Here is a 25,864-nt window from a genome sequence, read left to right on the forward strand (position 1 = left end):
GGGCCCAGGCGGGCGCGGCGGCGGGCTGCCTGCCTGCGCCTGCACGGCGGCGGCACGGAGCCGGTCGATCGAGTCGCGGTCCATGGAGATGTCCGCCCCGGGAAGCCGCCACTGGTAGCGGTACCCGAGCATGCGGATGGAGAAGATCAGCGTGGCGATGAAGAAGCCGGTCACCACGTTCAACGCACCCTGCAGGCCCACGGCTACGGACACCACGGCACCCACCATGGTGGGCATGGCGTACACGCCGCGCGGGTCGAACAGGGAGGGGACCTCGTTCGCCACGATGTCCCTCAGGATGCCGCCGCCGAGCGCCGTGACGGTCGCGATCACCACGCAGGCCACCGGATTCGCCCCGGTCTCCAGGGCGATCATCGCGCCGGTCACGGTGAACAGGGCCAGGCCGCCGGCGTCGAACATGGTGATGGTCAGGTTCAGCCGGTGCGGGGCGATCGCCTTCACATAGACCAACAGGGACACCAGCACCGGCGGCGCCAGGTAGACCGGGTTGTCCAGGGACGCCGGCAGCCCGCGGTCCAGGAGGACGTCACGGGTGACGCCTCCGCCCAGGCCGGCGAGCAGGGACAGGAACACCGAGCCCACGAAGTCGAAGTCCTTGCGGGCGGCCAGCAGGGCACCGGAGGTCGCGAAGAAGAACACGCCAACCAGGTCCAGGGCGGTCAGCAGCCACGGCACCTGGTCCAACGCATGCTGAAGCTGGTCCACTCACGTCCCCTTCCGGTCGTCCTCCGTGCGCTGCGCGCCCGCACGCAGAGGGCACGGTGCGGCGCCCTCGAAAGGCCAGGGTACGGGGCGGGGGAGGCCCGTGGGGGTCCGTGGTGGCCCGGCTCACTGGCCGGACGTCCCGCCCTCCGACTCCCTGCCGTGTGGGCCGTCCTGCCGGGCCTTCCCCGACCCCTCGGGCTCCTCGCCGGGGTCTCCGGGGACGGCGGGCAGGCTGCCGGTGCCCGGGCGGTCGCGCACGTCCTCGATCGGCGGGGCCTGGCCCGGGGTGAGCCGCTGCCGCTGATGGGTCCCGGTGATCTCGGCGCCCGGGGCGAGCCACTGCCGCTTCAGGGACACCAGGCGAAGCCCCAGCACGAGGGCCATGATCGGCAGGGAGGACACCATGGTCAACCACTCCAGCCAGCCCAACACTGCGGTGGCGGCGGAACCGATCAGCGCAGGGATCGCGTACCAGCCGCGTCCGCCGAAGACCGCCGGCGGCTCCCCGGCTGCCACGTCTCGCATCATGCCGCCGCCGATCGACGTGGCCAGGCCCAGGAATGCCGCCGGCATCGGGTCCAGGCCGCCCAGCAGGGCGATCCGCGTCCCGAGGACGCAGTAGACCGAGAGGCCGATCGCATCGAACAGCATCACTGCGTTCTCATCCCGGCTCCGCCCCAGCAGCCGGAAGAACACCAGCGCCGTCGCGAGCATCGGCATCAGCAGGTACACCGGGTTCGTGAACGCGGAGGGCACCTCAGCGTTCACCACCAGGTCACGGATCACACCGCCGCCGATGCCCACCAGCAGCGCCAGCAGCAGCGACCCCACCAGGTCATAGCCCTTGCGCACCGCCAGCACCGCGCCCGAGACGGCGAAGAAGAACACGCCCACCAGGTCCACCACGGTGATCACCTGCTCCACCGCCTGGGCCACATCGCCAGAGGAGTCCACGGCGCTCGGGGCGTCCTGCTCGAGCTCGGACGGGTCACGCTGCACCGGCGCGGTCAGCAGCCAGGCGGTCAGGGCAGGGGACACCAGGGGCATGGGGAGGCCTTCTCACGAGTCGGTGGGGAGGTCGCCGCAGCCGGTGGGGGGGATGGACCACGACGACGGCCCCTCACCATATGGCCCATCACTCGCCCCTGGCAGGGGTTCACCGCCCCAGGAGGCGGTGGGATCCGTCACGGACAGGTGCGCCGAGGCGGAGGCGAGGCGGGCGGGGGAGGCGCGGGGCCGTCGTCGAGAAGCGGGCCGATGCGGTGCGCGGGCGGCCGGGGTCAGCTGCGCGGCGGGGTGACCGACATGGAGGTGGGGATGCGGTCGCGCTTGAAGGTGATGTCCTTGTAGCCGTGCGGCTGCGGCTTGCCGTCCTCGTCCAGGGAGACGAACACGATCTTGTCGATGGTCAGGATGACCTCGCCGGTGATGATGTTGCGGACCTTCGCGTGCATGGTCAGTGAGGTGCGGCCGAACTTCACGGCGCGCAGGCCCATCTCGATCATGTCGCCCTGCCGGGCGGAGGACACGAAGTTGATCTCCGAGATCAGCTTGGTCACCGAGCGCGGGTTGCCCATCTGGATGATCGCGTAGATAGCCGACTCCTCGTCGATCCAGCGCAGCAGCGACCCGCCGAACAGCGTGCCGTTCGCGTTGAGGTCCTCCGGCTTCACCCACTTGCGGGTGCGGAAGGTGATGTCCTCGTCGGCCAGGGCGGACGTGTGCGCGGGGGAGGAGGCGGAGGCGGGCTCGGGCGAGGTGGGCTGTTCGGCGGAGGTGGAGGGCTGCTCGGCGTTCATGGCGCCAGGGTAGTCTCCCGCGCCGATCGATCGGTCGGCATTTCATGGGTCGCGGCGCCGGCGGGACCGACGAAAATTCGCAGGACCGCCCCTGTCTGGTGCGGTTCTGTGAAAAATCGTCGGTCCTGTGGAGTGGGCTGGGGTGCGGTCGGGGCGACGTCCCCGGCACCCGGAACCCGGCACCCCTGCCCGCCCATGGCGGCCGGTCGCCCCTGCCCTGCGCACGACGACGGCCGGTCGCCTCGCGGGGAGGCGACCGGTCGTCGTCGGGAAGCCGGTGGGGACAGGCGGGGCGGGCCGAGCAGGAATGGCGAGCCCTTCTGCCCGGCCGCCCCGCAAGGATCAGGCCTTCGCCGGGCCGTGCTCCTTGGCCAGGTCCGCGGCGATGCCCACATAGGTGCCCGGGGTGAGGTCCAGGAGGCGCTTCTCGGCGGCCTCCGGCAGGCCCAGGCCCTGCACGAACTCGCGCATGCGCGGCCCGTCCACACGGTGGCCGCGGGTCAGCTCCTTCAGGCGCTCGTAGGGGTTGTCCATGCCGGCGGTGCCGTTGAGGGCCTCGGCGCGCATCACGGTCTGGATGGCCTCGCCGAGCACCTCCCAGTTGGTGTCCAGGTCCTCGGCGAGCACCGGCTCGGCGACCTTCAGCTGGCCCATGCCCTTGGTGACGTTGGACAGGGCGAGCACCGAGTGGCCGAGGGCCGTGCCGATGTTGCGCTGCGAGGTGGAGTCGGTGAGGTCGCGTTGCCAGCGGGACTCCACCAGGGTCGCCCCGAGCGAGTCGAGCAGCGCGCAGGAGAGCTCCAGGTTGGCCTCGGCGTTCTCGAAGCGGATCGGGTTCACCTTGTGCGGCATCGTGGAGGAGCCGGTGGCGCCGGCCACCGGGATCTGCGCGAAGTAGCCGATCGAGATGTAGGCCCACACGTCCACGCAGAAGCCGTGCAGGATGCGGTTGAAGCGGGCGACGTCCGCGTAGAGCTCGGCCTGCCAGTCGTGGGACTCGATCTGGGTGGTCAGCGGGTTCCAGGTCAGGCCCAGGTGCTCCACGAAGGTGCGGGCCACCTCCTGCCAGTCCGCGTCCGGGACGGCGGCCAGGTGCGCGGCGTAGGTGCCGGTGGCGCCGTTGATCTTGCCCAGGAACTCCTGGCCGGCCACGCGGGAGACCTGACGGCCCAGACGGTGCACGAACACCGCCATCTCCTTGCCCAGCGTGGTGGGGGTGGCGGGCTGGCCGTGGGTGCGGGACAGCATGGAGATGTCCGCGGCGGTGGCGGCCATGGCGGAGATCGCCTCGACGGCGGTGCGGGCGGCCGGCAGCCAGACCTGCTCGATCGCGTCCCGCACGCCCACCGCGTACGCGAGGTTGTTGATGTCCTCCGAGGTGCAGGCGAAGTGGACCAGCGCGGTCTTCTCACCCAGGCCGAGGGCCTCGAGACGGCGACCGATGAAGTACTCCACGGCCTTCACGTCATGCACGGTGACCTTCTCGATCTCCGCGAGCTCCGTGACCTCGTCCGGGCCGAAGTCCGTGACGACGGCGCGCAGGCCGGCCTTCTGCTCGTCCGTGAGCGGGGACAGGCCCGGCAGGACGGACTTCTCGGACAGGTGGATGAACCACTCCACCTCCACGTGGATGCGGTTGCGGTTCAGCGCCGCCTCGGAGAGGTGCTCGACGAGGGGCTCCACCGCCGAGCGGTAGCGGCCGTCCAGCGCACCGAGGGCGATGCCGGAGGGCCCCAGCGGGCGGCGGTCAGCGGTCAGGGAGGCAGGGGGCTGGGTGCTCATGCGGCCATTCTTCCACCCCGCGCGGGCGCGGGTGCGCGTGCACCGGTGCGGGGACGGGATGAGGTGGACGGGATCCCGCGGACGGGGATCAGTCCGCCTCGGTCACCGCGTCCAGGAGTTGCGTCAGCGTCCGGTGGGCCTCGTGCGCTGCGCCCAGGTGCTCGGGGGAGCCGGTGGGGTGCACGGTGTCCAGCTCGGCCACGGCCACCAGGTCGCCGCGCCGGACGGCGAGCCGGGTCTCGTTCTCCGCGGCCATCCTGCCCTCCAGCACGGTGCGGTGGGCGACGTCCTCGGAGCCCTCCTCGGACGGCAGGCGGGTGGTGCCGAGCGTCCGGTCCGGTTCGCACGCGGCGGTGGCCGCCCCGGCGGAGGCCTCGGCCACGGCGCGGGCAGACTCCACGGAGGGGGTGTCCACGAGCACGTAGGCGTGGCGCAGAAGGGCCTCGTCATCTCCACCGGTGTGGTCCCGGCCGGACTCGGGGACGGGCTCCTCGGTGAACGCCTCCACGGAGGAGACGGTGAGCCCGTCGAGCCCGCCCACCTGGTCCATGAGCGAGGCGCTGCGTTCGGTGCACTGCGCCGGGATCCCGTCCATCTCGCCGAGCTTCACGGCCAAGGCCGCATGCTGCAGGCCGCTCGGGGCGTCGGCATGCACCTCGGAGGGGTCCCGGCTGGAGCCCGCGGCCCCCTGCCGCTGCTCCGGGAGTTGGGGGACGGCATGCTCGGTGAGGGCCTGCCCCAGCCGTTCGCGGGACAGCTCTCCGGCATCTGGGCCGTCCGGATCCGCGGACTGCTGCTGCGGCTCCTCCGGGAGTCGGAGCGGGGTCGAGTCGTGCCGCTGATCGCCGGCGATCTCCGTCAGGGTCGCGTCCAGCGCCGCGGCCCTGGCAGCGCGGATCGACTCCACATCGATCTCCTCGCGGTCCTGCCGTCTCACCGCCACGCTCGCCCAGACCATCACGTTCCCGTCGGACATCGAATGGGCGAGAGTCCGGTAGCCCGAGTGGGACAGATCGGTCTCGATGACCCGCCGCCCCTCGTGCTCGACGACGCGGGAGCGAATCCGCTGCGGGTCGCAGACCACCTCGGACTCGGCCAGGAGCCACTCGAAGTCGTGCCGGTCCTGGGCGGTGGGGAAGACGTAGGCGGATGCGTGCGAGTCCACCGGGTCCACCCCGTCCAGCGGCGCCGGACCGTGCAGGGACAGGGTCGCCTTCTCCTCCGCCTCCTCCATGCGCCCCGGCTCTCGAGGCAGGACTCGAGGTCCGGGGCGGAGGCGGCGAAGATCTCGGCGTCCAGCTCCGCCGAGTCCTCCACCCGCTCTATCGGCTCGGTCTCAGGGCGTGGCATGCCGTCGAAGCCGGCGAGGAGGGCGTCCTTGAGCTCGTCCTCCGTGAGCTCGTGGTCCACGGAGCCGGCGATCGCCTGCTCCGGCCTGTCCTGTGCCCCGGACGGTGCGGTGTCCTGCTGGACGCAGCCGGTCAGGGCGAGGGCAGCGGTGAGGCCGAGGGTGGCGGAGAGGGCGAGACGGCGCATGTGCCCACGCTATCGATTCCTGTCCCGGCGCACAGACTCTGCCACGGCCGGCCTGCGGGGAATGCGCGCGTCCTGTGGTGCATGGGCGCGTTCCGCGGGCCTGCGCACCGCCTGCGGGCATGTGCGCACCGCGTGAGGTGCCTGCGCAGGACTCGCGTGGGGTGAGCCGAGGTGGAAGGCGGGCTGAGGCGCAGGGCGGGCCGGCATCCGGACCCGGCCGGCCGTCGTCGGGAAGAAGGGGGCCACTCGGCGCAGGACCGACGGAAATTTGGTGGATCGCCTCGGTCTGGTCCGATCCGCAGAAGAATCGTCGATCCCACGGACGGCCGGCCCGGCACCGCCCTCCCTGCCACCTCCGCCTCACACCTGCCCGCCCCCACGATCAGTGGCCGATGTCACTTCAGGGCTTGACGGGACTCACCCCGAGGGAGTTACCTAATGATCGTTCAGTAATTCTGGACAGACCTCGCGCGCCTGCCGCGCGAGCCCCACGTCCCTGACTGCACTGCGAGGCTCACCGTGACCGACCTGCACGCCCATCCCATCCTCGAGGGCGACGCCACGAGCGAGTGGATGGGGCTCCATGTGGAGCTCACCGAGAAGGACCACGCGGTGGTCCGCATGACCGTCCGCGAGGAGATGGTGAACGGCTTCGGCATCACCCACGGCGGCATGGTCTTCGCGTTCGCGGACTCCTGCTTTGCGCTGACCTGCAACGACCCGGACTCGGACGGCTCCACCATCACCGTGGCCTCGGGCGTGGACGTGAACTTCATGGCCCCTACGAAGGCCGGGCAGACCCTCGTCGCCGAGGGGAGGCTCGTCTCCCGCGCCGGCCGCTCCGGCGTCTATGACATCAGCGTCACCACGGAGGACGGCACGCTCGTCGCCGCCTTCCGTGGCCGCTCCCGCACCATCCCGAACCCTGCCGCCCGCTGAGGAGAGACCCATGATCGAGGCATCCATCCCGAACCCGTACACCCCGGCGCCGCTCCCGGCGAACCCGGCCGACCGCGGTCAGCGTGACCCGGAGGAGACCATGAGCCGGGACCAGATCGAGTCGCTCCAGTTCGAGCGCCTCCGCTGGACCCTGCACCACGCCTACGAGAACGTGCCGGCCTACAAGGAGCACTTCGACGCCCACGGCGTGCACCCCTCGGACTTCAAGGAGCTCGAGGACCTCGAGAAGTTCCCGTACACGGACAAGGAGTTCCTGCGGAAGAGCTACCCGTTCAAGGCGTTCGCCGCGCAGGGCCCGGAGCTGCGCCGCATCCACGCCTCCTCCGGCACCACCGGCCAGCCCACCGTGGTCGGCTACACGGACAAAGACATCGCCACCTGGGCCGGCCTGGTGGCCCGCGTGCTGCGCAACGCCGGCGTGAAGCCGGGCGACCGCGTGCACAACGCCTACGGCTACGGCCTGTTCACCGGCGGCCTCGGCGCCCACTACGGCGCTGAGCGCTGCGGCGCGGCCGTGATCCCGATGTCCGGCGGCCAGACCGAGAAGCAGGTCCAGCTGATCAAGGACTTCGAGCCCTCGGCGATCCTCTCCACGCCCACCTACCTGCTGACCATCGCGGACGGCTTCCGCAAGCTGGGCCTGGACCCCCGCGAGACCTCCCTGAAGACCGCGGTGCTCGGCGCCGAGCCGTGGACCGAGGAGATGCGCCGCGAGATCGAGCAGACCTTCGGCATCGACGCGCTGGACATCTACGGCCTGTCCGAGGTCATGGGCCCGGGCGTGGCGGGCGAGTCCGCGGCCACCAAGGACGGCTCCCACATCTACGAGGACCACTTCCGTCCGGAGATCATCGACCCGTTCACGGACGAGGTCATGGAGACCGGCCACCCGGGCGAGCTGGTGTTCACCTCCCTGACCAAGGAGGCGCTGCCGATCATCCGGTACCGCACCCACGACCTCACCCGTCTGCTCCCGGGCACGGACCTGCCGGGCCACCGTCGCATGGGCCGCATCACCGGCCGTTCGGACGACATGATCATCCTGCGCGGCGTGAACCTGTTCCCCTCGCAGATCGAGGAGCTGGCCCTCCAGGTCCCCACCCTGTCCCCGCACTTCACCCTCGAGATCACCCGTCCGAACCGCATGGACGAGATGGCCGTGAACATCGAGCGCCGCCCGGAGTGCTCCATGGAGGACGCGCAGAACGGCGCCCGCCAGCTGCAGAAGGAGATCAAGACGAGGATCGGCTCCTCCTGCACGATCAACGTGGTGGAGCCGGACACCCTGGTCCGCTCCTCCGGCAAGCTGCGCCGCGTCTACGACCACCGCAACGACAAGGGCTGATCCGCTCGGCCCTGTGCGGTCCGGACCGTCTCGCACGGCCCGTCCGGCCGGCCGCCTTGTCAGGACCGTCTCGCACGGCCCGTCCCAGGCGTCCCCGGTCGCCCACCCGTCGTCGCACCTGTGCGCGAAGGCCCCGTCCCGTCCACCGGGGCGGGGCCTTCCGCCTAGAGTGGGAACCCGACCCACAGGAGGACACCGTGAGCCCGCACCGCGACGCCGACGACGGCACTCACCCCGGCGAGCCCCTCACCGGGGTGTTCCCGGTGGTCTCCCGGCCGCGACCGTCGGAGACCGCCGCCGGCGGCCTGTCCGGCCCGGTGCGCCGGGGCCGTCCCGGCTACGACCGCGACACCCTGATGGCCGTGTGCGTGGACGTGTTCAACCGGCACGGCTACGACGCGACCTCCATGGGGATGCTCGCCAAGCGCCTGGGCATCTCGAAGTCCGCGATCTACCACCACGTGGAGTCCAAGGAGGCCATCCTCGAGCGGGCCCTGGACGACGCCCTGGGCGCCCTCGAGGCCGCCTTCGACGAGGTCGAGGCCGGTGAGGGCGGCTCCGGGGAGCGGGTGGAGGCCGCCGTCCGCGCCACCCTGCAGGCCCTGGCAGACCACATGCCGCAGGTGACACTGCTGCTGCGCCTGCGCGGCAACTCGGACGTGGAGCTGCGCGCCATGGAACGGCGCCGGACGATCACCCGCCGCCTCGGCGCCCTGCTGGAGGCCGGCCAGGCCGAGGGGTCCGTGCGGGACGACATCACCCCGCGCAACCTCGCCCGCCTCACCCTGGGCATGATCAACTCGATCGTGGACTGGTTCCGCCCGGACGGCACCCACACCGTGGAGGACATGGTCCACTCCGTCACCGGCGTGGTGCTGCAAGGCGTGCGCGGCTGACGCGCCCCACCCCTGATGCCCCGGGGCTGGACCTCTGCCCTGAGGCCTGGCCCGGTGCCGGCCCCGCCAGATTCAGCGCACCGGCCCCGCCAGGCTCAGCGCACCGGCTCGCCGAGCGCCTCGGCCATCAGGTCGACCGTCTTCGCCTGGGCGGCGAGGGCCTCCTCGGCGCCCGTGTCCGCACCCGAGACGGTGTCCACCACCTCGATCACTCGGGTGCCGTCCACGGCGAGGGTGCTCACGAAGGTCATGGCGCGGGTCTCGTCAGCGCTGACGGCCGTGTACCGGGTTCCCTGGCCCCAGTCGTGCTCGGTGACCTCCCCGCCCGGGCTGAGGCCGAGGGCTGGTTCGCCCGCACAGGCCTCGTTGCCGGCCACGGCCAGTGTGGCGTCCACGTTCTCCTGGGCCGCGGCGGCGTCGTCGTAGGTGAGGATGGAGATCCGGTAGGGCGCCTCCACCGCTGTGGGCATCGAGGGCGACGCCGTGGTGTCGACGGAGTGTGCCGCCATGGAGCCGTGGAGCCGGGTGCTGCGGACGTCCGAGGCCGCCGCGACCTCGTACTGGTGGACCACGGTCTCGCGGCAGGCCTCGTCCGCCATGGGGGTCATGTCCGCGTTGCCGAACATGTCGGCTGCCCGCTCCGCGTCGGCCTGCGCGTTCGCCACGGTGGTGTCCTCCACCCGGTCCACGGGGCGGCCCATGCCCTTCTCCGCGGCCTTCACCATGACCTGGGTGGTCTCGTCGGACGGCGGCTGAAGGTGGTCCGGCAGGGCGGACGCCGAGATCTCTGCGTCGGACGGGCCGGCCACCTCGGAGCCTCCATCTCCCGGTGCTCCGCTTCCCGACGACGGCGCCTCACCCGAGCCGGACGGGCTCGCCGACGCGTTGGCCGTGTTCTCCGACTCCTCGCCGGCCCCGTCGGTGTCCGCCGTCTGACAGGCGGTCAGCGTCAGCGCAGCCGCCAGCAACAGGGCGGAGCCGGCCAGGGGAGCGGAGCGACGGTGACGACGATAGGTGCGCATAGGTGTCAGTGTGCCAGATCACATACGGCCGTGCGGTGGCGGGACGGTGCCGGTTCGGCAACGGTTCCGTCACGGCGTCACGGCGTCGTCGTCGGCCGCCTGCGGACGCCCCCTCCAGGCACCGGCCCGCCGCCGTCCGCGTCCGGCGTCAGCCGTCCTGGGTGCCGGCGCGGAGGTCCTCCAGCAGGGCGATGTGGCGCGCCTTCACCTCCTCGGCCTGGTCGGCGCCCATGGCCGGGTGGTTGACCTCGTAGACGCGGGCGCCGTCCACGGCCAGGGTCTGCACCGTGCGCATACCGCCGTCCTCGAGGTTCCCGTGGACCAGGTGCTCCACGGTGCCCTCGCCCCATGTCTGCTGCTCCGACTGCTCGACCTCCGGGACGTCGAGCCCGGGCTCGCCCGTGCAGTGGGGGAGGGCCGCCTGGGCGACCGCCGCGTCGCGGACGGCGGCTGCACCCGCCGGGGAGGCGGCGTCCCACCGGTTCACGAACCAGGGCTCGACGGTGTCCATGTCCTCTGGCGTCCCGTTGACCTGCGTGTAGGCGACGTCCGCGGTGCGGTGGACGGCGTCGCGGGCGACGAGGTCTGCCACGCATGCGGCGGAGAAGTCGTCGCCGATGCGGGACTCCTCTGCAGTGATGGCCTCCTCGGCGGTGGTCTTCATCTCCGACGGAGTGCGGGTGACGGTGTCCGAGTGCGGACCGAGGTGCTCCTCGATCGCGGCGACCATGCCCGCCACGGCCTCCTCGTCCGGCGGGACGACCCCGGCGGCGTCCGTCGGGGTGCCGGACGAGCCCTCCGAGGACTCGCCCGACTCGGTCTCCGAGGGCGACGGCGAGGCGGACTCCACCGACTCGGAGGCCCCCGTGGACTGCGCGGCCGAGGACGTGGGCGTCGCCTCCGGCTCGGCGGGATCTGTGCCGCAGGCGGTCAGGGACAGGGCCGCGGTCAGCAGCAGGGCGGTGCCGGCCAGGGCAGGGACGCTGCGGGTGCGCGTCGTCGCATCCATGGAGTGCGTGTCCATAGGTCGGGAGGGTGCCACAACCGAGGACCCGGGGAAACAGACGACGCCCCTCGCCTGCGTCAGGCGAGGGGCCGTCGTCGGGGAAGGGGGCGGACGTCAGTCCGGCCCGGCGGAGGGGATCAGGCCTCCGGCTGCTCCTTCATGGGCCAGGTCTTGGTGACCAGGGTGAGCACGTCGTACTGGGCGCAGAGCTCGTCGTCCTGGTTGTGGAGCTGGCAGTCCCAGGCGACCTCGCCGTACTCGTCCGTGACGCGCGGGGTGATCCGCTTGGCGGTCAGGGTGACGCGGATGGAGTCGTCATAGGTCACGGGCGTGATGAAGCGCAGGTTCTCCAGGCCGTAGTTGGCCAGCACCGGGCCCGGATCCGGGGCCACGAACAGGCCGGCGGCCCAGGAGACCAGCAGGTAGCCGTGGGCCACACGACGCGGGAAGAACGGGTTGGCCGTGGCGGCCTCCTCGTCCGTGTGCGCGTAGAACTTGTCTCCGGTCTTCTCGGCGAACTCGGTGATGTCCTCCAGGGTGACCTTGCGCAGGCCGGAGGCGAACTGGTCGCCGACCTTCAGCTCCTCCAGGGACTTGTAGAACGGGTGCTTCTTAGCGCCGGACTCCACGTCCTCACGGGTGACGGTGTTCGCGGCGGCGCCCTGGTGCCACACGCCGGTGATGGCGGTGAGCAGGTCCGGGGAGCCCTGGACGGCGGTGCGCTGCATGTAGTGCTTCACGGCGCGGATGCCGCCGAGCTCCTCGCCGCCGCCGGCGCGGCCCGGCCGCCGTGGATCAGCACAGGCACGGGGGGCGCCGTGGCCGGTGGTGGTCTTCGCGGTCTGGCGGTTCAGGAAGTGCACGCGGCCGTGGTGGGCGCCGATGCCGGCGGCGAACGCACGGGCGGTCTCGCCGTCGTTGGTGGCCACGGAGGCCACCAGCGAGCCGGAACCCAGGGCGGCCAGCTCCACCGCGTCCTCGACGTCCGTGTAGCCGATCACCGAGGTCACCGGGCCGAAGGCCTCCACCGAGTGGACCTCGGGGGTGCGGGCGTCGTCGAAGGACAGAACGGTGGGGGCGAAGAACGCGCCGGCCTCCGCGTCCGCCGAGCCTGTGTCCGCGTCCGGGCCGCCGAGGCGGACCTTCGCGCCGGCGTCCACCAGGCGCTGCACGGCCTTGCGGACCTCGGACTGCTGCTCCTTGGAGGCCAGGGCGCCCATGGTGGTGCCCTCGGTGCGCGGATCGCCCAGGACCACCTTGGAGGACAGGCGTTCGGAGAGGGCCTCCACCACGGCATTCACGTGCGCCTGCGGGGCGATCACGCGGCGAACGGCGGTGCACTTCTGGCCGGCTTGACGGTCATCTCCTGGAAGACGATCTTCACGAACGCGTCGAACTCCGGGGTGCCCGGCGCGGCGTCCGGGCCCAGGATCGCGGCGTTCAGGGAGTCGGTCTCCGCGGTGAAGCGGACGCCGCCGTTGATCACGTTGTCATGGGTGCGCAGGGTCTGCGCGGTGCCGGCCGAGCCGGTGAAGGCCACGTGGTCGCGGTAGTCCAGGTGGTCCAGCAGGTCACGGGCGGAGCCGGAGATCAGCTGGATGGAGCCCTCCGGCAGGACACCGGACTCCACCATCAGGCGCACGCAGAGCTCGGTGACGTAGGCGGTGGGGGTGGCGGGCTTCACCACGGTCGGCACACCGGCCACGAAGGCCGGGGCGAACTTCTCGAGCATGCCCCACACCGGGAAGTTGAAGGCGTTGATCTGCACGGCCACGCCCGGGATGCGCTGGTAGATGTGCTCGCCGATGAACGAGCCGTCGCGGGAGAGCGGCTCCACGGCGCCGTCCACGATCACGTTCGAGTTCGGCAGCTCGCGGCGGCCCTTGCCGGAGAAGGTGAACAGGGTGCCCACACCGCCGTCCACGTCGAAGGCATGGTCGCGCTGGGTGGCGCCGGTGGCGAAGGAGAGGTCGTAGAGCTCCTGGATGCGGGAGTTCAGGTAGATCGCGAGCTCCTTGAGCTTGAGCGCGCGCTCGTGGATGGTCAGCTCGCCGAGGTTCCTCTGGCCCACGGTGCGGGCGTACTCGATGGCCTCGGCGGTGTCCAGGCCCTCGGTGGACACGTCCACCAGGTGCTCGCCGGTGTTGGCGTCCATGACGGCGGTCTTCTTGGACGGGTTCTCCGGGGCCCACCATCCTCCGCAGACGTAGCTGGGCAGGACGGTGGCGGTCTTCTCGGCGGTGGTGGTCACACTGACTCCTTCGTGAGGGCGGCGGTGATCGTGCGGCGGCGGGGGACACGGACGCGTCGGGGGCGGTCCTGTGGACCGGGTGGCCCCGTGGGCCGGGAGGCCCTGCGGACCGGGAGGCCCTGTGGACCGGGAGGCACTGTGCGGCGCCCGCGGCCCACCACCGCATGCCCGACCGATCGGTCGGTATTTGTCTCCACGCTACCGCAGAAGCGCGCCGCGGGGGAGTGGTGGGGCCTCGCGCGGGCGCGGCCGTCGTCATCATGTGACCCCGATCTCAGCTCCGCACAGGTCCTGGCTACAGTGCGGAGCACAGCCTGTCCCGCACCGCTGAGGGGCAGGACCCCCCACCTTCAGGAGAGACACCGTGTCCGACGCCGCACACGACAACGCTTCCACCACCCCGTCCGCGGCAGACGCCGCCGCAGACGCCGCCCCGGCCGCGGGCGCCGCCGCAGGCGCATCCACTCCCGCCCCGGGCTCCACTGCCACGCTGCCGCCGGCCGTCGCCGAGCAGGTCCGGCAGTGGCTGGACACCTTCGACCAGGACGCGGCCTGCGCCGCCGAGCTGCTCTGCGACCGCTACGAGCGGGACCGCGTGGCCTTTCGCTTCATCGCCGCGGACATGTCCACCGTGGACCTGACCTTCGGCGAGCTCTCGGACCGCTCGGCCTGCGTGGCCGCCGGTCTGGCCGCCCGCGGCGTGACGCAGGGCGACTGCATCCCGCTGATGATGGCCAAGCGCGAGGAGCTGGTCATCACGATGATGGCCGTGTGGCGGCTCGGCGCCGTCCACGTCCCGCTGTTCACCGCGTTCGCCACCGGTGCCGCGCAGATGCGCATCGAGGGCTCCGGCGCGAAGCTCGTGGTGGCCGAGCCGGACCAGGCGGAGAAGCTGACCTCCATCTCCGGCATCGAGATCGTCCGCACCGGCGAGGAGTGGGACGCGCTCGAGCAGCACGAGCCGCTCGCCGAGCCGGTGGCCGTGGGCGGCCACGGCACCCTGGCCCTGCTGTTCACCTCCGGGACCACGGGCAGGCCGAAGGGCGTGCCGGTGCCGCTGCGCGCCATGGCCGCCTTCTCGGACTACCTGCACTACTCGGTGGACGTGCGCGAGGACGACGTCTTCTGGAACGCCGCGGACCATGGATGGGCCTACGGCCTGTACTACGGGATCATGGGCACCCTCGCGCTCGGCCGCACCTCCCTGCAGTACCGCGGCGGCTTCTCCCCAGAGTCCATGGCGCAGGTCATCCGCGCCCAGGGGGTCACCAACTTCGCCGGCGCCCCCACCATGTACCGCGCGCTCGCCAAGTCCGGCCTGGTGGAGGGCCCGGACCAGGCGCTGAGCCTCCGCCGCGCCGCATCGGCGGGCGAGCCGCTGCCGCCGTCCATGGTGGCGTGGGGCCGTGAGGCCCTGGGCTGCGAGATCTGCGACCAGTACGGCCAGACCGAGCTGGGCATGGTCATCTGCAACAACGCGCACCCGGATGTGGCCCGTCCGGTGAAGCCGGGCTCCATGGGCCTGCCGATGCCGGGCATCACCGGCGGCATCGAGCACGGCCAGATCGCCCTGGACACCGCCGACTCGCCGATGTTCTGGTTCCCGGGCTACCTGGACTCCCCGGACAAGACCGCCACCCGGTTCAGCGAGGACCGCCGCTGGTACCTCACCGGGGACACCGGCCGGCAGGACGAGGACGGCTACTTCTTCTTCTCCTCCCGGGACGACGACGTCATCCTCGCCGCCGGCTACCGCATCGGCCCCTTCGACGTGGAGTCCGTGCTCATCCAGCACCCGCAGGTGCAGGAGGTGGCCGTCGTCGGGCGTCCGGACCCGGAGGGCATCCGCGGCGAGGTGGTGGAGGCGTTCGTGGTGCCCACCGGGACGGTGGAGAACCCGGACGTGCTGGAGGCCGAGCTGAAGGCCAAGGTCCGCGACGAGTACTCCAAGCACGCCTACCCGCGCCGCGTGCACATCGTGGAGGACCTGCCGAAGACCCCGTCCGGGAAGGTGCAGCGCTATAAGCTGCGCCAGGGCGAGCCGTCCTGAGCCGGTCGACCTGAGCGCGCGGGCACGCCTCCCATGGGGGCGGGCCCGCTCCGCCTCCGGCGGAACCGATGGGAGTCGTCCGGGCGGCCCGCCTATGCTGTGGGGCGGGCCCTTCCCGACGACGGCCCCTCACCTGCACCGTTTCCCTCACCTCTGCGAGGCCTCACCCATGCTGCGCACCATGTTCCACGCCAAGATCCACCGCGCCACCGTGACCCAGGCCGACCTGCACTACGTCGGCTCGGTGACGGTGGACCAGGACCTGCTGGACGCCGCCGGGATCCTGCCCGGCGAGCTCGTCTCGATCGTGGACGTCACCAACGGCGCCCGCCTGGAGACCTACACGATCCCCGGCGAGCGCGGCTCGGGCGTGCTCGGCATCAACGGGGCCGCGGCCCGGCTGATCCAGCCGGGCGACATCGTCATCCTCATCGCCTACGGCCAGATGGACGACGACGAGGCCCGCACCTTCACCCCCACCGTGGTGCACGTGGACGCGGACAACCGGATCGTCCAGCTCGGCCACGACCCCGCCGACGCGATCGTGGACGGCGTCTCCCGCCCGCCGCAGTCCCGCCCGTACTCCGAGGCTCAGGCCGAGCTGTGACCGCCGGGGTGCGCTGTGACCGGCTGCCCGCACTCCGACCGCTTCACTTCCCGTCCCGGTGAGGCCGATGCGCCCGCCCTCGAGCGCACGGTGGACGCCCAGGGGCGCGCCACCTGGCATGTCCGCTCCCTGGCCCTGGTGCGCGAGGTGCTGCGCCGCAGCGGCGAGGTGCACCAGTCCGGGTTCGCCTCCGAGGCCGTCCGCCAGTCCATGCCGCTGAAGCGGTGGCCGGTGCTCTGGGCGGACGGGGACGAGCACCGCGCCCAGCGCACCAAGGTGGCCCGCTACTTCGCGCCGAAGGTGGTGGACACCCGCTACCGGGAGCTCATCGAGACCCGTGCCGACACCTTCCTGGCCCGCCTGGACGCCGGTGTGCCCGTGGACCTGTCCGAGCTGACCCTGCACTTCGCCGCCCAGGTGGCCGCCCAGGTCATCGGCCTCACCGACTCGGACCAGGAGGCCATGGCGAACCGACTGGTCGGCTTCTTCGACCAGCCCGCCGCCGTCCTGGAGCCGGGTGCCGCCGGATGGCGCCGCCTGCTCTCCCTGCCCGCCGCGATCCCGGGCACGCTGGACCTGCTCCGCTTCCACCTCAAGGACGTGAGGCCGGCGCTGCGGACCCGCCGGGCCGTGCCGCGCGAGGACGTGCTCTCCCTCCTCATCGCCGAGGGGTACTCGGAGCTCGAGATCGTCATGGAGTGCGTCACCTACGCCGCCGCGGGCATGGTCACCACCCGCGAGTTCCTGCAGGTCTGCACCTGGCACCTGCTCACGGACGAGGCGCTGCGCGCCGAGTTCCTCGCCGCCGACTCCGCCGGCCGGCAGCGGATCCTCCACGAGCTGCTCCGGCTGGAACCGGTGGTCGGACACCTGCTCCGCCGCGCCGTCGTCGACGTCACCCTGACCACGGAGCAGGGCGAGGTGACGATCCCCGCCGGGTACGCGATCCGGGGCCTGGTGCTCCAGACCTCCCCGGCGGAGGCGACCCGCTCCTAGGCTGGAGACGAGGGCGGCGCATCCCGCAGCCGCTCCGCCCGTCACGAAGGAGCAGCACACGTGAAGACCCAGGACAAGGTCTTCGTCGTCACCGGAGCAGGCAACGGCATCGGACGTGAGGTGGCGCTGGAGCTGTTGCGCCGTGGGGCCTCCGTGGCCGGCGTGGACCTGCGCGAGGACGCCCTCGCCGAGACCGCCGCGCTCGCCGGCGTGGGAGACCGCTTCACCCGGCATGCCCTCGACATCACGGACCAGGACGCCGTTGACCTGCTGCCCGTTCAGGTCTCGGCCCAGCACGGCCACGTGGACGGCCTGCTGAACGTGGCCGGCATCATCCAGGAGTTCGTGCACTTCAAGCAGCTCGACCTGGACGAGATGCGCAAGGTCATGGACGTGAACTTCTGGGGCACCGTGTACATGGTCAAGGCATTCCTGCCGCACCTGACCGCCCGCCCCGAGGCGAGCCTGGTGAACGTCTCCTCCATGGGCGGCTTCCTGCCGGTGCCGGGCCAGACCGTCTACGGGGCCTCCAAGGCGGCGATGAAGCTGCTGACCGAGGGACTCTACGCCGAGCTGCGCGGCACCTCCGTGGCCGCCACGATCGTGTTCCCCGGGGCGATCGCCACGAACATCAGCGCGAACTCCGGCGTGCAGAGCCCGGGCGGGACGACGTCTCCCGAGGACGCGGCGAAGCAGGCGGAGTCCTCCAAGCTCAAGCCGATGCCCGCCCGGGAGGCCGCCGCGGTGATCGTGGAGCAGGCGGTGGAGAAGGGCCGCTACCGCGTGACGGTCGGCAAGGACGCCACCATGCTGGACCGCCTGGCCCGCATCGCCCCGCAGCGGGCCACCGACCTGATCGCCAAGAAGATGGCCTCCCTGGTGAAGTGAGCTGATGGCCGTGCAGTGGTCCAACGGGCCCTTCGAGGCCGTCGCCGAGCGGGTGCTCGTGGCCTGCTGCGAGCCCTGCGGCGTGAACGTGGGCCTCGTGGTGGGAGACGCCGCGGCCGTGCTGGTGGACGTCGGCACCCACCCGGACCAGGGTGCCGACCTCTACCGCTCCGCCGTGTGCCAGGCGGAGGAGACCGCCAGGCACCCCGTCCCGGTGCGCTGGGCCGTGCTCACCCATGACCACTACGACCACTGGTTCGGTCTGGCCGGCGTGCGCGCCGCGGCGGGAGAGCGGCTCCTGGCCGTCGCCCACGCCGCGTTCGGCCGCCGCCACGGGGTGGAAGAGAGTGCGAACACCCGCGTGCAGCGTCAGCTCGGGCTGACCGAGGTCCCGGTGCCGGATGTGCGGCTCGACTCCGCCCAGTGCCGGCCGGACGACCCGTGGACCCTCGACCTCGGCGGGGTGGGCGTACAGGTCGCCTGGCTGGGGGAGGCGCACACCCCGGACGACCTCGTGCTGCGGGTGGACGTGGCCGCCGGCGCCTCGCCCGCGGGATCACGGGTGACGCAGGGCAGGCATGGTGCAGATGGCGGCGTGGTGCATCCCGGCGCCGGGCGCCGGCCGGTCGTCTTCGCCGGGGACCTGGTGGAGGAGTCCGGGCCGCCCCAGGACGGGCCGGACTCGGACCTTCCCGGGTGGTCGGCGGCCCTGCGGAGGCTGCTGGAGTTCGGCGGGGAGGACGCGCTGTACATCCCCGGGCACGGCGCGCCGGTGGACGCCGCGTTCGTGCGGGCTCAGGGCGAGGAGATCGCGGCACGCGCCGGGGCCTGAGCACGCCCTTTCGTATGAAGATGTATGCATGTATTATGGGGGCATGACCCAGGACGTCCAGCGAGCCGCAGACCTGTTCAAGGTGCTGGCCTCGCCCGTGCGCGTGGCAGCGATGCTCCGCATGGACGGGCAGCCGTGCAGCGTCGGCGAGCTGGCCGACCACGTCGGGGTGACCCACACGCTGATGTCCCAGCACCTGCGGGTGCTACGCATGAGCGGGCTGGTGCGCTCCGAGCTGGACGGAAAGTCCCGCACCTACCACCTGACGGACGAGCACGTGGCCCACATCCTGCGTGACGCCGTCCACCACGCCGCCGAGGAGGCTCCCCATGGCAACTGACCACACCCAGCACGCCGTCCACACCGACCACGACCACACCCACGGGCCGGACTGCGGCCACGAGGCCGTGCAGCACGGCGACCACGTGGACTACAAGCACGACGGCCACCTGCACCACATCCACGGCGACCACGTGGACGAGTGCGACACCTGCTCCGCCGGCTGCTGCGGCGCCGACTGCAACTGCGCCACCTGCGAGTGCACCGACTGCACCTGCCCCACCTGCGAGCACGCCGCCTGACGCAGGCATCCAGCCGACCGACCGCGGCGTCCGCGCCGCCTCGCGTCGGGGCCGCCCCCATCCCCGTTCCGCCGCCCCACGGCGGATCCTGCGGACCCCGACACCGAGCACCCGAGCCCCTGAGGCTCCCGTGACATCCCCACCGTCACGCGACGGCCCCCTCACCGAGAAGGTGAGGGGGCCGTCGTCGTGGTGCCGGACCTCAGCGGCGGGAGGGACTCAGGTCGGGGTCAGGAGTAGTCGTAGAAGCCCTTGCCGGACTTGCGACCCAGCTCGCCGCGGGCGACCATGTCACGCATCAGCTGCGGGGGAGCGAAGCGCTCGCCCAGCTGGGACTCGAGGTACTCGGCGATGCCCAGGCGCACGTCCAGGCCCACGATGTCCGTGAGCGCCAGCGGGCCCACCGGGAACTTGTAGCCCAGCACCATGGCGTTGTCGATGTCCTCCGGGGAGGCCACGCCCTCCTCGACCATGCGGATGGCCTCGAGGGCGATCGCCACACCCAGGCGGGAGGAGGCGAAGCCCGGGGCGTCCTTCACCACGACCGGGGTCTTGCCCAGGCCCTTGACCCACTCGGAGGACAGGGCCTTCAGCTCGTCACCGGTCTTCGCGCCGATGACGACCTCCACCAGCTTCGAGGCCGGGACCGGGTTGAAGTAGTGCAGGCCGCAGAAGCGCTCCGGTCGCTGCAGATGGTTCGCCAGCTCGTCCACGGACAGGGAAGACGTGTTGGTGGCGAGCCAGGCGTCCTCGGCCAGGTGCCTCTCCACCTCGGTCAGGGACTCGATCTTCAGGTCCATGATCTCCGGGACGGCCTCCACGACCAGGCCGCAGCGGGCGAAGTCCGCCTTGTCCAGGGACACGGTCAGGCGCTCGGCCCAGACGTCCAGGTTGCCGTCGATCTTGCCGCGCTCGAGGGACTTGGCGAGGTCCGACTCGATGCGCTCCTTCGCGCCCTCCGCGGACTGCGCGTCGCGCTCGACGACGATCACCTCGTCCGCGCCGCAGATCAGGAAGGCGTGGGCGATGCCGGCGCCCATGCGGCCGCCGCCGAGCACGCCGACGACGGAGGGGACAGAGCCCTGGGTGGTGGTGTCAGTCATGGGGGTCCTCACTTCTTCTTGCGGTCCAGGAAGGCCTGCATGCGGTCGAACTTGGCCTCGGACTCGAACAGGATGGCCTGAGCGATCTCGTCCACGTGCGGGTGCGCCTCGCGCGGCATGTGGAACACGCGCTTGGAGATGCGCACCGCGAGCGGGTCGTTCTTGCCGATCCGGTCCGCCAGCGCATGCGCGCCGTCCATCAGGGCCTCGGGGTCGTGCAGCTCGGTCACCAGGTGCAGGGACAGGGCCTCCTGGGCGTCCAGGATGCGGCCGGCCAGCAGGATCTCCAGGGCGATCGGCTCGCCCACGAGCTCCTTCAGGCGCCACTGCGCGCCGGCGGCGGCCGTGATGCCCAGGCCGACCTCCGGCTGGCCGATCTTCACGGACTCGGTGGCGATGCGGAAGTCCGCGGCCCACGCGAGCTCGGCGCCGCCGCCCAGGGCGAAGCCGTCGATCGCGGCGATCACCGGCAGCGGCAGGCGGTGGATGCGGTCGAACAGCTGGGAGTTCACACCGCGCAGGGCGTCGTCCCGGCGGCGCTCCCGCAGCTGCGCGATGTCCGCGCCGGAGGCGAAGATGCCCTTGGTGCCGCCGCGCTTGCGGTCTTCCACCTGGGTACCGGTGATGATCAGCACGCGCGGAGTGCGCTCGAGCCAGCCGCAGAGGGCATGGAACTCGTCGATCATCGTCTGGTCGATCGCGTTCAGCACGGACGGGCGGTCCATGGCCGCGACGACCCGGTCCGGGCGGTCCTCGGTGGCCTCCAGGCGGAGGGCGGTGAAGGAGGAGGCGACGTCGGCGAGCCCGGGGAAGGCGCCGTCGTCGATCTTCTGGGTCTGCTCGGTCATGGCGGGCCTCAGAGCTTCTCGATCAGGGTGGCGGCGCCCTGGCCGACGCCCACGCACATGGTGGCCAGGCCCTTGTCCACGCCCTCGCGGTCCATGCGGTTCAGCAGGGTCACGATGAGGCGGGAGCCGGAGGAGCCCAGCGGGTGGCCGAGGGCGATCGCGCCGCCGTCGTTGTTGACGATCGACTCGTCCAGGCCGAGGCCGCGCATGCAGCCCAGCGACTGGGAGGCGAAGGCCTCGTTCAGCTCGACCGCGCCGATGTCGTCGATGGACCAGCCGGAGCGCTCCAGCGCCTTCTTCGTGGCCGGCACCGGGCCCAGGCCCATGATGTGCGGGGCCAGGCCGGCGGCGGTGGAGTCCACCACGCGGGCGCGCGACTTCAGGTTGTACTTCTCCGCGGCGCGCTCGGAGACCACCAGGATGGCGGAGGCGCCGTCGTTCAGGGAGGAGGAGTTGCCGGCGGTCACCACGCCGTTCTCCTTGATGATCGGGCGCAGCTTGCCCAGCACCTCCATGGTGGAGCCCGGGCGCGGTCCCTCATCGGTGTCCACCACGGTCTCGGCGCCCTTGCGGCCCTTCACGGTGACCGGGACGATCTCGTCCTTGAAGCGGCCGGCCTCGATCGCGGCGAGGGCGCGCTCGTGCGAGCGGACCGCGAACGCGTCCGCGTCCTCACGGGTGATGCCCTCGGTCTCCGCGACCTCCTCCGCGGTCTCGGGCATGGAGAAGATGAACTTGTCCCCGAACTCGCCCGAGGCGAAGCGCGGGTTCACGAAGCGCCAGCCGATGGCGGTGTCGAACTGGTCGCCCGGCTTGGCGAACGCGGTGGTCGGCTTGGCCTGCACCCACGGGGCGCGGGACATGGACTCCACGCCGCCGGCCACGACCACGTCCGCCATGCCGGAGCGCACCAGGGCGGTGGCCATGGCGATCGCGGACATGCCCGAGGCGCAGAGGCGGTTCACGGTGATGCCCGGGACGGTGTCCGGGAAGCCGGCCAGCAGCCACGCCATGCGAGCCACGTTGCGGTTCTCCTCGCCGGCGCCGTTGGCGTTGCCGAAGATGACCTCGTCCACGTCCGCCGGGTCGATGCCCGCGTCCTCCACGACCGTCTTGATGGTCAGCGCCGCCAGGTCGTCCGGACGGACCGAGGACAGGGCGCCGCCGTAGCGGCCGACGGGCGTGCGCTTGCCGCCGACGAGCAGGGCCTGGGACGGGGTGGCGAGAGTGGTCATGCGGGGATCTCCTTGGAGTGCGTGACGGGCGCGGTGCCGGTGGCCGGGGCCGTGCCAGGCACCTGCCCGGCGAATCTGGAATTACCGACCGGGCGTTCAGGTTCACCGTCCAGTATCCGTGCGGGCGGTGAGGGCGGTCAACATGTGTCGGCTTCGTGGGGTGGGGGAGGGCCTGCCGGTCTCGTCCTCCGGTCCGGGGGGGCGAGGAGAGTCGGCTGGGGCCGGGGCCTGGGCCCGGCCCTGGACCTGGGCCTGAGCCTGGGCCTGGCCTGGACCTGGACCTGGACCTGGGCCTGAGCCTGGGCCTGGCCTGGACCTGGACCTGGGCCTGACGCGACCGACGGTTCTTCACAGGACCTTCCTGAATCAGGCAGGTCCTGCGGAAAACCGTCGGTCCTCCTGCGAGGTCCGGCAGGATCGACCTGCGCCGCCCCGCAGGATCGACAAGAACCGCCGGATCGCCTCTGACAGGTCCGATCAGCCGAAGAATCGTCGATCCGGCCGCCGCGGCGGGGGCGGGGGGCACCACGCCTGCCTGGCACCGCACCCTCCGACCGCCTGGCACCGCCCCACCGCCCACCCCAGGTGACGCACGCCACATCCCACCTGCAAGACTGACCACAGACCGGACACCGCAGACATCCCCCGGCCGCTGCGCCGGACCCACACCGAAAGGGACACATCATGACCGAGAACGCCGCCCTCAGCTGCGCCGACCTCCTCGCCGCCGTCTCCGCCCCCGCAGGGCAGGGTGCCGAGATCAAGGACCCCGCCACCGGCGAGGTCCTCGGCCACGCACCCCAGTCCACTCCTGCGGACCTGAACGCCGCCGTCGAGCGGGCCCGCGCCGCGCAGAAGGACTGGGCCGCCCTCTCCCACGAGGAGCGCTCGGCGCACCTGAACAGGGCCGCGGATGCCATCGAGGCCTCCGCCGCCGGCCTGGCCGAGCTGCTCTCCCGGGAACAGGGCAAGCCGGTGAAGAACGGTCCGAACGCCGCGTTCGAGGTGGGCGGATGTGTGGCCTGGACCCGTGCCACCGCCGCGTTCCCGATCGAGCCGGAGACGCTCGTGGACGACGAGTCCGGCACCGCTGAGCTGCGCTGGGAGCCGATCGGCGTGGTCGGCGGCATCGGCCCGTGGAACTGGCCCATGATGATCTCGATCTGGCAGATCGCCCCGGCCCTGCGCATGGGCAACACCGTGGTGCTCAAGCCCTCCGAGTACACCCCGCTGTCCGTCCTCGCCCTGGTGCACGTGATGAACCGGGTCCTCCCCGAGGGCGTGCTGCAGGTCCTCGCCGGGGACGGAGAGCTCGGCAAGGCCTTCACCGTCCACGACGGCATCGACAAGATCACCTTCACCGGCTCCATCGAGACCGGCAAGGCGATCATGCGCTCGGCCGCGGAGGACCTGAAGCGCATCACCCTCGAGCTCGGCGGCAACGACGCCGGCATCGTGCTGGACGACGCGGACCCGAAGGCGATCGCCGAGGGTCTGTTCTGGGGCGCGTTCATCAACACCGGCCAGACCTGCGCCGCCCTGAAGCGCCTCTACGTCCCGGACTCCCTCTACGACCAGGTCTGCGAGGAGCTCACCGCCGTGGCGAAGGCCATGCCAATGGGCAACGGCCTCGAGGAGCAGAACGTGCTCGGGCCGCTGCAGAACCGCGCCCAGTACGAGATCGTGGCGAAGCTGGTGCAGGCCGCGAAGGACGGCGGCGGCCGCGTGCTGGTCGGCGGCGACCCGGACGAGTCCGCCCCGGGCCACTTCTACCCGACGACCCTCGTGGCGGACCTGGACAATGACAACCCGCTCGTGGCCGAGGAGCAGTTCGGCCCGGCGCTACCGATCATTCGCTACTCGGACCTGGACCAGGCGATCGAGTGGGCCAACGGCCTGGACGTGGGTCTGGGCTCCTCCGTGTGGTCCTCGGAGGTGGAGCGCGCCAAGGAGGTCGCCGCCCGGCTGCAGGCCGGCACCACCTGGATCAACAAGCACGGCGCCATCGACCCGCGCGTGCCGTTCGGCGGGGTGAAGGAGTCCGGCTTCGGCCTGGAGTTCGGTGTGGAGGGCCTGAAGCAGATGGCCCTGCCGAAGGTGATCTCCGTCTGAGCCGGATCCCGTCCGGCCAGGCGGGTCCCCTCCGCCTGTTCCCTGACCTGTCCGTCTGGGCCGGCGGCCGTCGTCGGGGCTCTCCGGCGGGGACGGGCGTGCCTCGTCCCCGCGGCGGCCGTCACCCGTGAGGTGGCGGCCGCCGCCGTGTCCGCTCCCGTCCGCCCTTCCCGACGACGGCTCCCCGCCTCCGCCTGTCCGCTCGCCGAGGACGGCGGCTCCCCGCCACGTCACCTCCCCGCCACGTCCCCTCGCCGCGTCGTGCATCCCGGGGCGCGCGGCATGTGACCGGGGTCTCGCTTAGGGTGGAGCGCAGGTTCCGGCGGGGGTCCGGGTCCGGAGGGGAGATCCATGACGTCCGTGCGCAGGGGACTGTGGGGCGCCGTGACCGCGCTGCTCGCCGCCGCGACCGCGGTGGTGGGCGTGACGGGCGTCTCCGTGGTGACGGCTGAGCCGCAGGAGCCCGTGCGCCTGGTGCTGGAGGAGCCCCTGCCGTACGGGATCACACAGAAGCGGGTGGACGCCCTGGTGGAGCAGGAGCCGGTCCGCTCGTGGGAGCCGATCACGGTGCGCGTCACAGACGAGTGGGTCGCCCGGCCCCGGGAGGAGGACCCGGAGCTCTCCGCCGAGGTACAGCTGTCCACGCAGCCGGAGCGGATGCCCGTGGACAGTACCGCTCCCGGCTACGACCCCTCCGCGCTGCCGGACGAGAGGTTCAACGGCGTGGTCCTGGACCCGCAGGTCTTCTCGGAGGAGCGGAACCACTCCTCCCTCATGGACCGCCCCTCGCTCCAGCTGCAGCAGGTGTTCGAGCGCAACCGGGACATGGGGCACTCCGCGGCCTCCGTGGTGGCGGTGGCGCGCACCGCCGGGGAGATGTCCTACTCCGGGCTGCCGCGGGAGCCGCTGCTGTGGATCGGCCTGACGGGTGCGCTCGGGGCCCTCACCTTGGCGCCGGCCTGCTGTGGGCCCGCGCGGTCCGTGCCGTCTCGGAGCTGCGCCGCCGCTTCCGCCTGGCCCGGGCCCGCATCGCCCGGGTGGTCATGGACCTGGAGGCCCTGGAGGTCTCCCTGCTCGCGGTGCCGGACGAGCGCCGGTCCCGGGACTCCGCACGGAACTGGGAGCTGCACTCCGCCCGCGCCCTGTACCTGCTGCGGATGGACGAGGGGCTCGAGTCCGCCCTGCGCCGTCCGAGCAGGGCCACGGCCGAGGACGTGGACCAGTACGCCGACGCCGCCGACCGTCTCGCCGCGGACGCCGCCGTGCTCTCCGGAGCCGTCCGAGGTGCA

22 protein-coding genes and 1 pseudogene are annotated in these 25,864 nt (G+C 71.9%); 12 read left to right on the plus strand and 11 right to left on the minus strand.

Annotated elements, in window-relative coordinates:
- The 5 genes from AC2W7A_RS00965 to AC2W7A_RS00985 all read right to left on the minus strand — a co-directional run.
- Nucleotides 1–726: trimeric intracellular cation channel family protein (locus AC2W7A_RS00965; protein ID WP_485989699.1), on the minus strand; the 726-nt coding region annotated here is incomplete at its 3' end.
- Between the two features lie 123 nt (nucleotides 727–849).
- Complete coding sequence (locus AC2W7A_RS00970; protein WP_485989700.1) at nucleotides 850–1,773, minus strand: trimeric intracellular cation channel family protein; 924 nt, start codon at nucleotides 1,771–1,773, stop codon at nucleotides 850–852.
- 233 nt (nucleotides 1,774–2,006) lie between these two features.
- Nucleotides 2,007–2,438, minus strand: coding sequence for an acyl-CoA thioesterase (locus AC2W7A_RS00975; protein ID WP_485989718.1), 432 nt, complete (start codon nucleotides 2,436–2,438; stop codon nucleotides 2,007–2,009).
- A gap of 429 nt (nucleotides 2,439–2,867) precedes the next feature.
- Nucleotides 2,868–4,307, minus strand: a complete 1,440-nt coding sequence (purB, locus tag AC2W7A_RS00980) for an adenylosuccinate lyase (RefSeq protein WP_485989701.1) — start codon at nucleotides 4,305–4,307, stop codon at nucleotides 2,868–2,870.
- Nucleotides 4,308–4,395: 88 nt separating this feature from the next.
- Nucleotides 4,396–5,541 carry a hypothetical protein gene (locus AC2W7A_RS00985; protein ID WP_485989702.1) on the minus strand — a complete coding sequence of 382 codons (1,146 nt, stop codon included), beginning with the start codon at nucleotides 5,539–5,541 and terminating at the stop codon, nucleotides 4,396–4,398.
- Nucleotides 5,542–6,362: 821 nt separating this feature from the next.
- On the opposite strand from AC2W7A_RS00985, the gene paaI reads away from it, so the two are divergent.
- The 3 genes from paaI (at nucleotide 6,363) to AC2W7A_RS01000 (ending at nucleotide 9,044) form a co-directional block, all read left to right on the plus strand.
- A complete protein-coding gene (gene paaI, locus AC2W7A_RS00990; protein WP_485989703.1) occupies nucleotides 6,363–6,782 on the plus strand; it encodes a hydroxyphenylacetyl-CoA thioesterase PaaI in 420 nt (139 codons plus the stop codon).
- 10 nt (nucleotides 6,783–6,792) lie between these two features.
- The gene (locus tag AC2W7A_RS00995) at nucleotides 6,793–8,148 is read left to right on the plus strand and encodes a phenylacetate--CoA ligase family protein (protein ID WP_485989704.1); all 1,356 of its coding nucleotides are present in this window, start codon (nucleotides 6,793–6,795) and stop codon (nucleotides 8,146–8,148) included.
- Nucleotides 8,149–8,504: 356 nt separating this feature from the next.
- Entirely contained in the window at nucleotides 8,505–9,044 is a 540-nt protein-coding gene (locus AC2W7A_RS01000) for a TetR/AcrR family transcriptional regulator (protein ID WP_485989719.1), read from the plus strand.
- 95 nt (nucleotides 9,045–9,139) lie between these two features.
- Here the strand turns inward: AC2W7A_RS01000 and AC2W7A_RS01005 are convergent, their stop codons facing one another.
- The 3 genes and pseudogenes from AC2W7A_RS01005 to paaZ form a co-directional block, all read right to left on the minus strand.
- Entirely contained in the window at nucleotides 9,140–10,066 is a 927-nt protein-coding gene (locus AC2W7A_RS01005; RefSeq protein ID WP_485989705.1) for a hypothetical protein, read from the minus strand.
- 148 nt (nucleotides 10,067–10,214) lie between these two features.
- The gene (locus AC2W7A_RS01010) at nucleotides 10,215–11,090 is read right to left on the minus strand and encodes a hypothetical protein (protein WP_485989706.1); all 876 of its coding nucleotides are present in this window, start codon (nucleotides 11,088–11,090) and stop codon (nucleotides 10,215–10,217) included.
- 119 nt (nucleotides 11,091–11,209) lie between these two features.
- A pseudogene (gene paaZ, locus AC2W7A_RS01015) lies at nucleotides 11,210–13,323 on the minus strand (phenylacetic acid degradation bifunctional protein PaaZ).
- Between the two features lie 490 nt (nucleotides 13,324–13,813).
- Between paaZ and AC2W7A_RS01020 the strand changes: the two are divergent.
- The 7 genes from AC2W7A_RS01020 (at nucleotide 13,814) to AC2W7A_RS01050 (ending at nucleotide 19,277) form a co-directional block, all read left to right on the plus strand.
- Nucleotides 13,814–15,373 carry an AMP-binding protein gene (locus AC2W7A_RS01020; protein ID WP_485989720.1) on the plus strand — a complete coding sequence of 520 codons (1,560 nt, stop codon included), beginning with the start codon at nucleotides 13,814–13,816 and terminating at the stop codon, nucleotides 15,371–15,373.
- 169 nt (nucleotides 15,374–15,542) lie between these two features.
- A complete protein-coding gene (panD, locus tag AC2W7A_RS01025; protein ID WP_485989707.1) occupies nucleotides 15,543–15,980 on the plus strand; it encodes an aspartate 1-decarboxylase in 438 nt (145 codons plus the stop codon).
- 15 nt (nucleotides 15,981–15,995) lie between these two features.
- Nucleotides 15,996–16,976, plus strand: a complete 981-nt coding sequence (locus AC2W7A_RS01030; RefSeq protein ID WP_485989708.1) for a cytochrome P450 — start codon at nucleotides 15,996–15,998, stop codon at nucleotides 16,974–16,976.
- 60 nt (nucleotides 16,977–17,036) lie between these two features.
- A complete protein-coding gene (locus AC2W7A_RS01035) occupies nucleotides 17,037–17,864 on the plus strand; it encodes an SDR family NAD(P)-dependent oxidoreductase (RefSeq protein WP_485989709.1) in 828 nt (275 codons plus the stop codon).
- Nucleotides 17,865–17,868: 4 nt separating this feature from the next.
- On the plus strand, nucleotides 17,869–18,696 hold the full coding sequence (locus tag AC2W7A_RS01040) for an MBL fold metallo-hydrolase (RefSeq protein ID WP_485989710.1): 828 nt from the start codon (nucleotides 17,869–17,871) through the stop codon (nucleotides 18,694–18,696).
- A 43-nt stretch (nucleotides 18,697–18,739) separates the two neighbouring features.
- The gene (locus AC2W7A_RS01045; RefSeq protein ID WP_485989711.1) at nucleotides 18,740–19,036 is read left to right on the plus strand and encodes an ArsR/SmtB family transcription factor; all 297 of its coding nucleotides are present in this window, start codon (nucleotides 18,740–18,742) and stop codon (nucleotides 19,034–19,036) included.
- Nucleotides 19,026–19,277 (plus strand): hypothetical protein, encoded by a 252-nt coding sequence (locus AC2W7A_RS01050; RefSeq protein ID WP_485989712.1) that lies wholly within the window; start codon nucleotides 19,026–19,028, stop codon nucleotides 19,275–19,277. Before AC2W7A_RS01045 ends, AC2W7A_RS01050 begins: the two co-directional genes overlap by 11 nt.
- A 230-nt stretch (nucleotides 19,278–19,507) precedes the next feature.
- On the opposite strand, the gene AC2W7A_RS01055 is transcribed toward AC2W7A_RS01050, so the two are convergent.
- Genes AC2W7A_RS01055 through AC2W7A_RS01065 form a run of 3 tightly spaced genes read right to left on the minus strand, consistent with a single transcriptional unit; the run spans nucleotide 19,508 to nucleotide 22,463 of the window.
- On the minus strand, nucleotides 19,508–20,380 hold the full coding sequence (locus AC2W7A_RS01055; RefSeq protein WP_485989713.1) for a 3-hydroxyacyl-CoA dehydrogenase family protein: 873 nt from the start codon (nucleotides 20,378–20,380) through the stop codon (nucleotides 19,508–19,510).
- Nucleotides 20,381–20,388: 8 nt separating this feature from the next.
- Nucleotides 20,389–21,228, minus strand: coding sequence for an enoyl-CoA hydratase/isomerase family protein (locus AC2W7A_RS01060; RefSeq protein ID WP_485989714.1), 840 nt, complete (start codon nucleotides 21,226–21,228; stop codon nucleotides 20,389–20,391).
- 8 nt (nucleotides 21,229–21,236) lie between these two features.
- On the minus strand, nucleotides 21,237–22,463 hold the full coding sequence (locus tag AC2W7A_RS01065) for a thiolase family protein (RefSeq protein ID WP_485989715.1): 1,227 nt from the start codon (nucleotides 22,461–22,463) through the stop codon (nucleotides 21,237–21,239).
- Nucleotides 22,464–23,147: 684 nt separating this feature from the next.
- Here AC2W7A_RS01065 and AC2W7A_RS01070 point away from each other — a divergent pair.
- Both AC2W7A_RS01070 and AC2W7A_RS01075 read left to right on the plus strand, forming a co-directional pair.
- On the plus strand, nucleotides 23,148–24,575 hold the full coding sequence (locus AC2W7A_RS01070) for an aldehyde dehydrogenase family protein (protein ID WP_485989716.1): 1,428 nt from the start codon (nucleotides 23,148–23,150) through the stop codon (nucleotides 24,573–24,575).
- A 911-nt stretch (nucleotides 24,576–25,486) separates the two neighbouring features.
- Nucleotides 25,487–25,864, plus strand: a 378-nt coding sequence (locus AC2W7A_RS01075) for a hypothetical protein (protein WP_485989717.1), incomplete at its 3' end; no start/stop codon positions are given.

Source organism: Micrococcus sp. LASM2_SD2 (assembly GCF_057364565.1).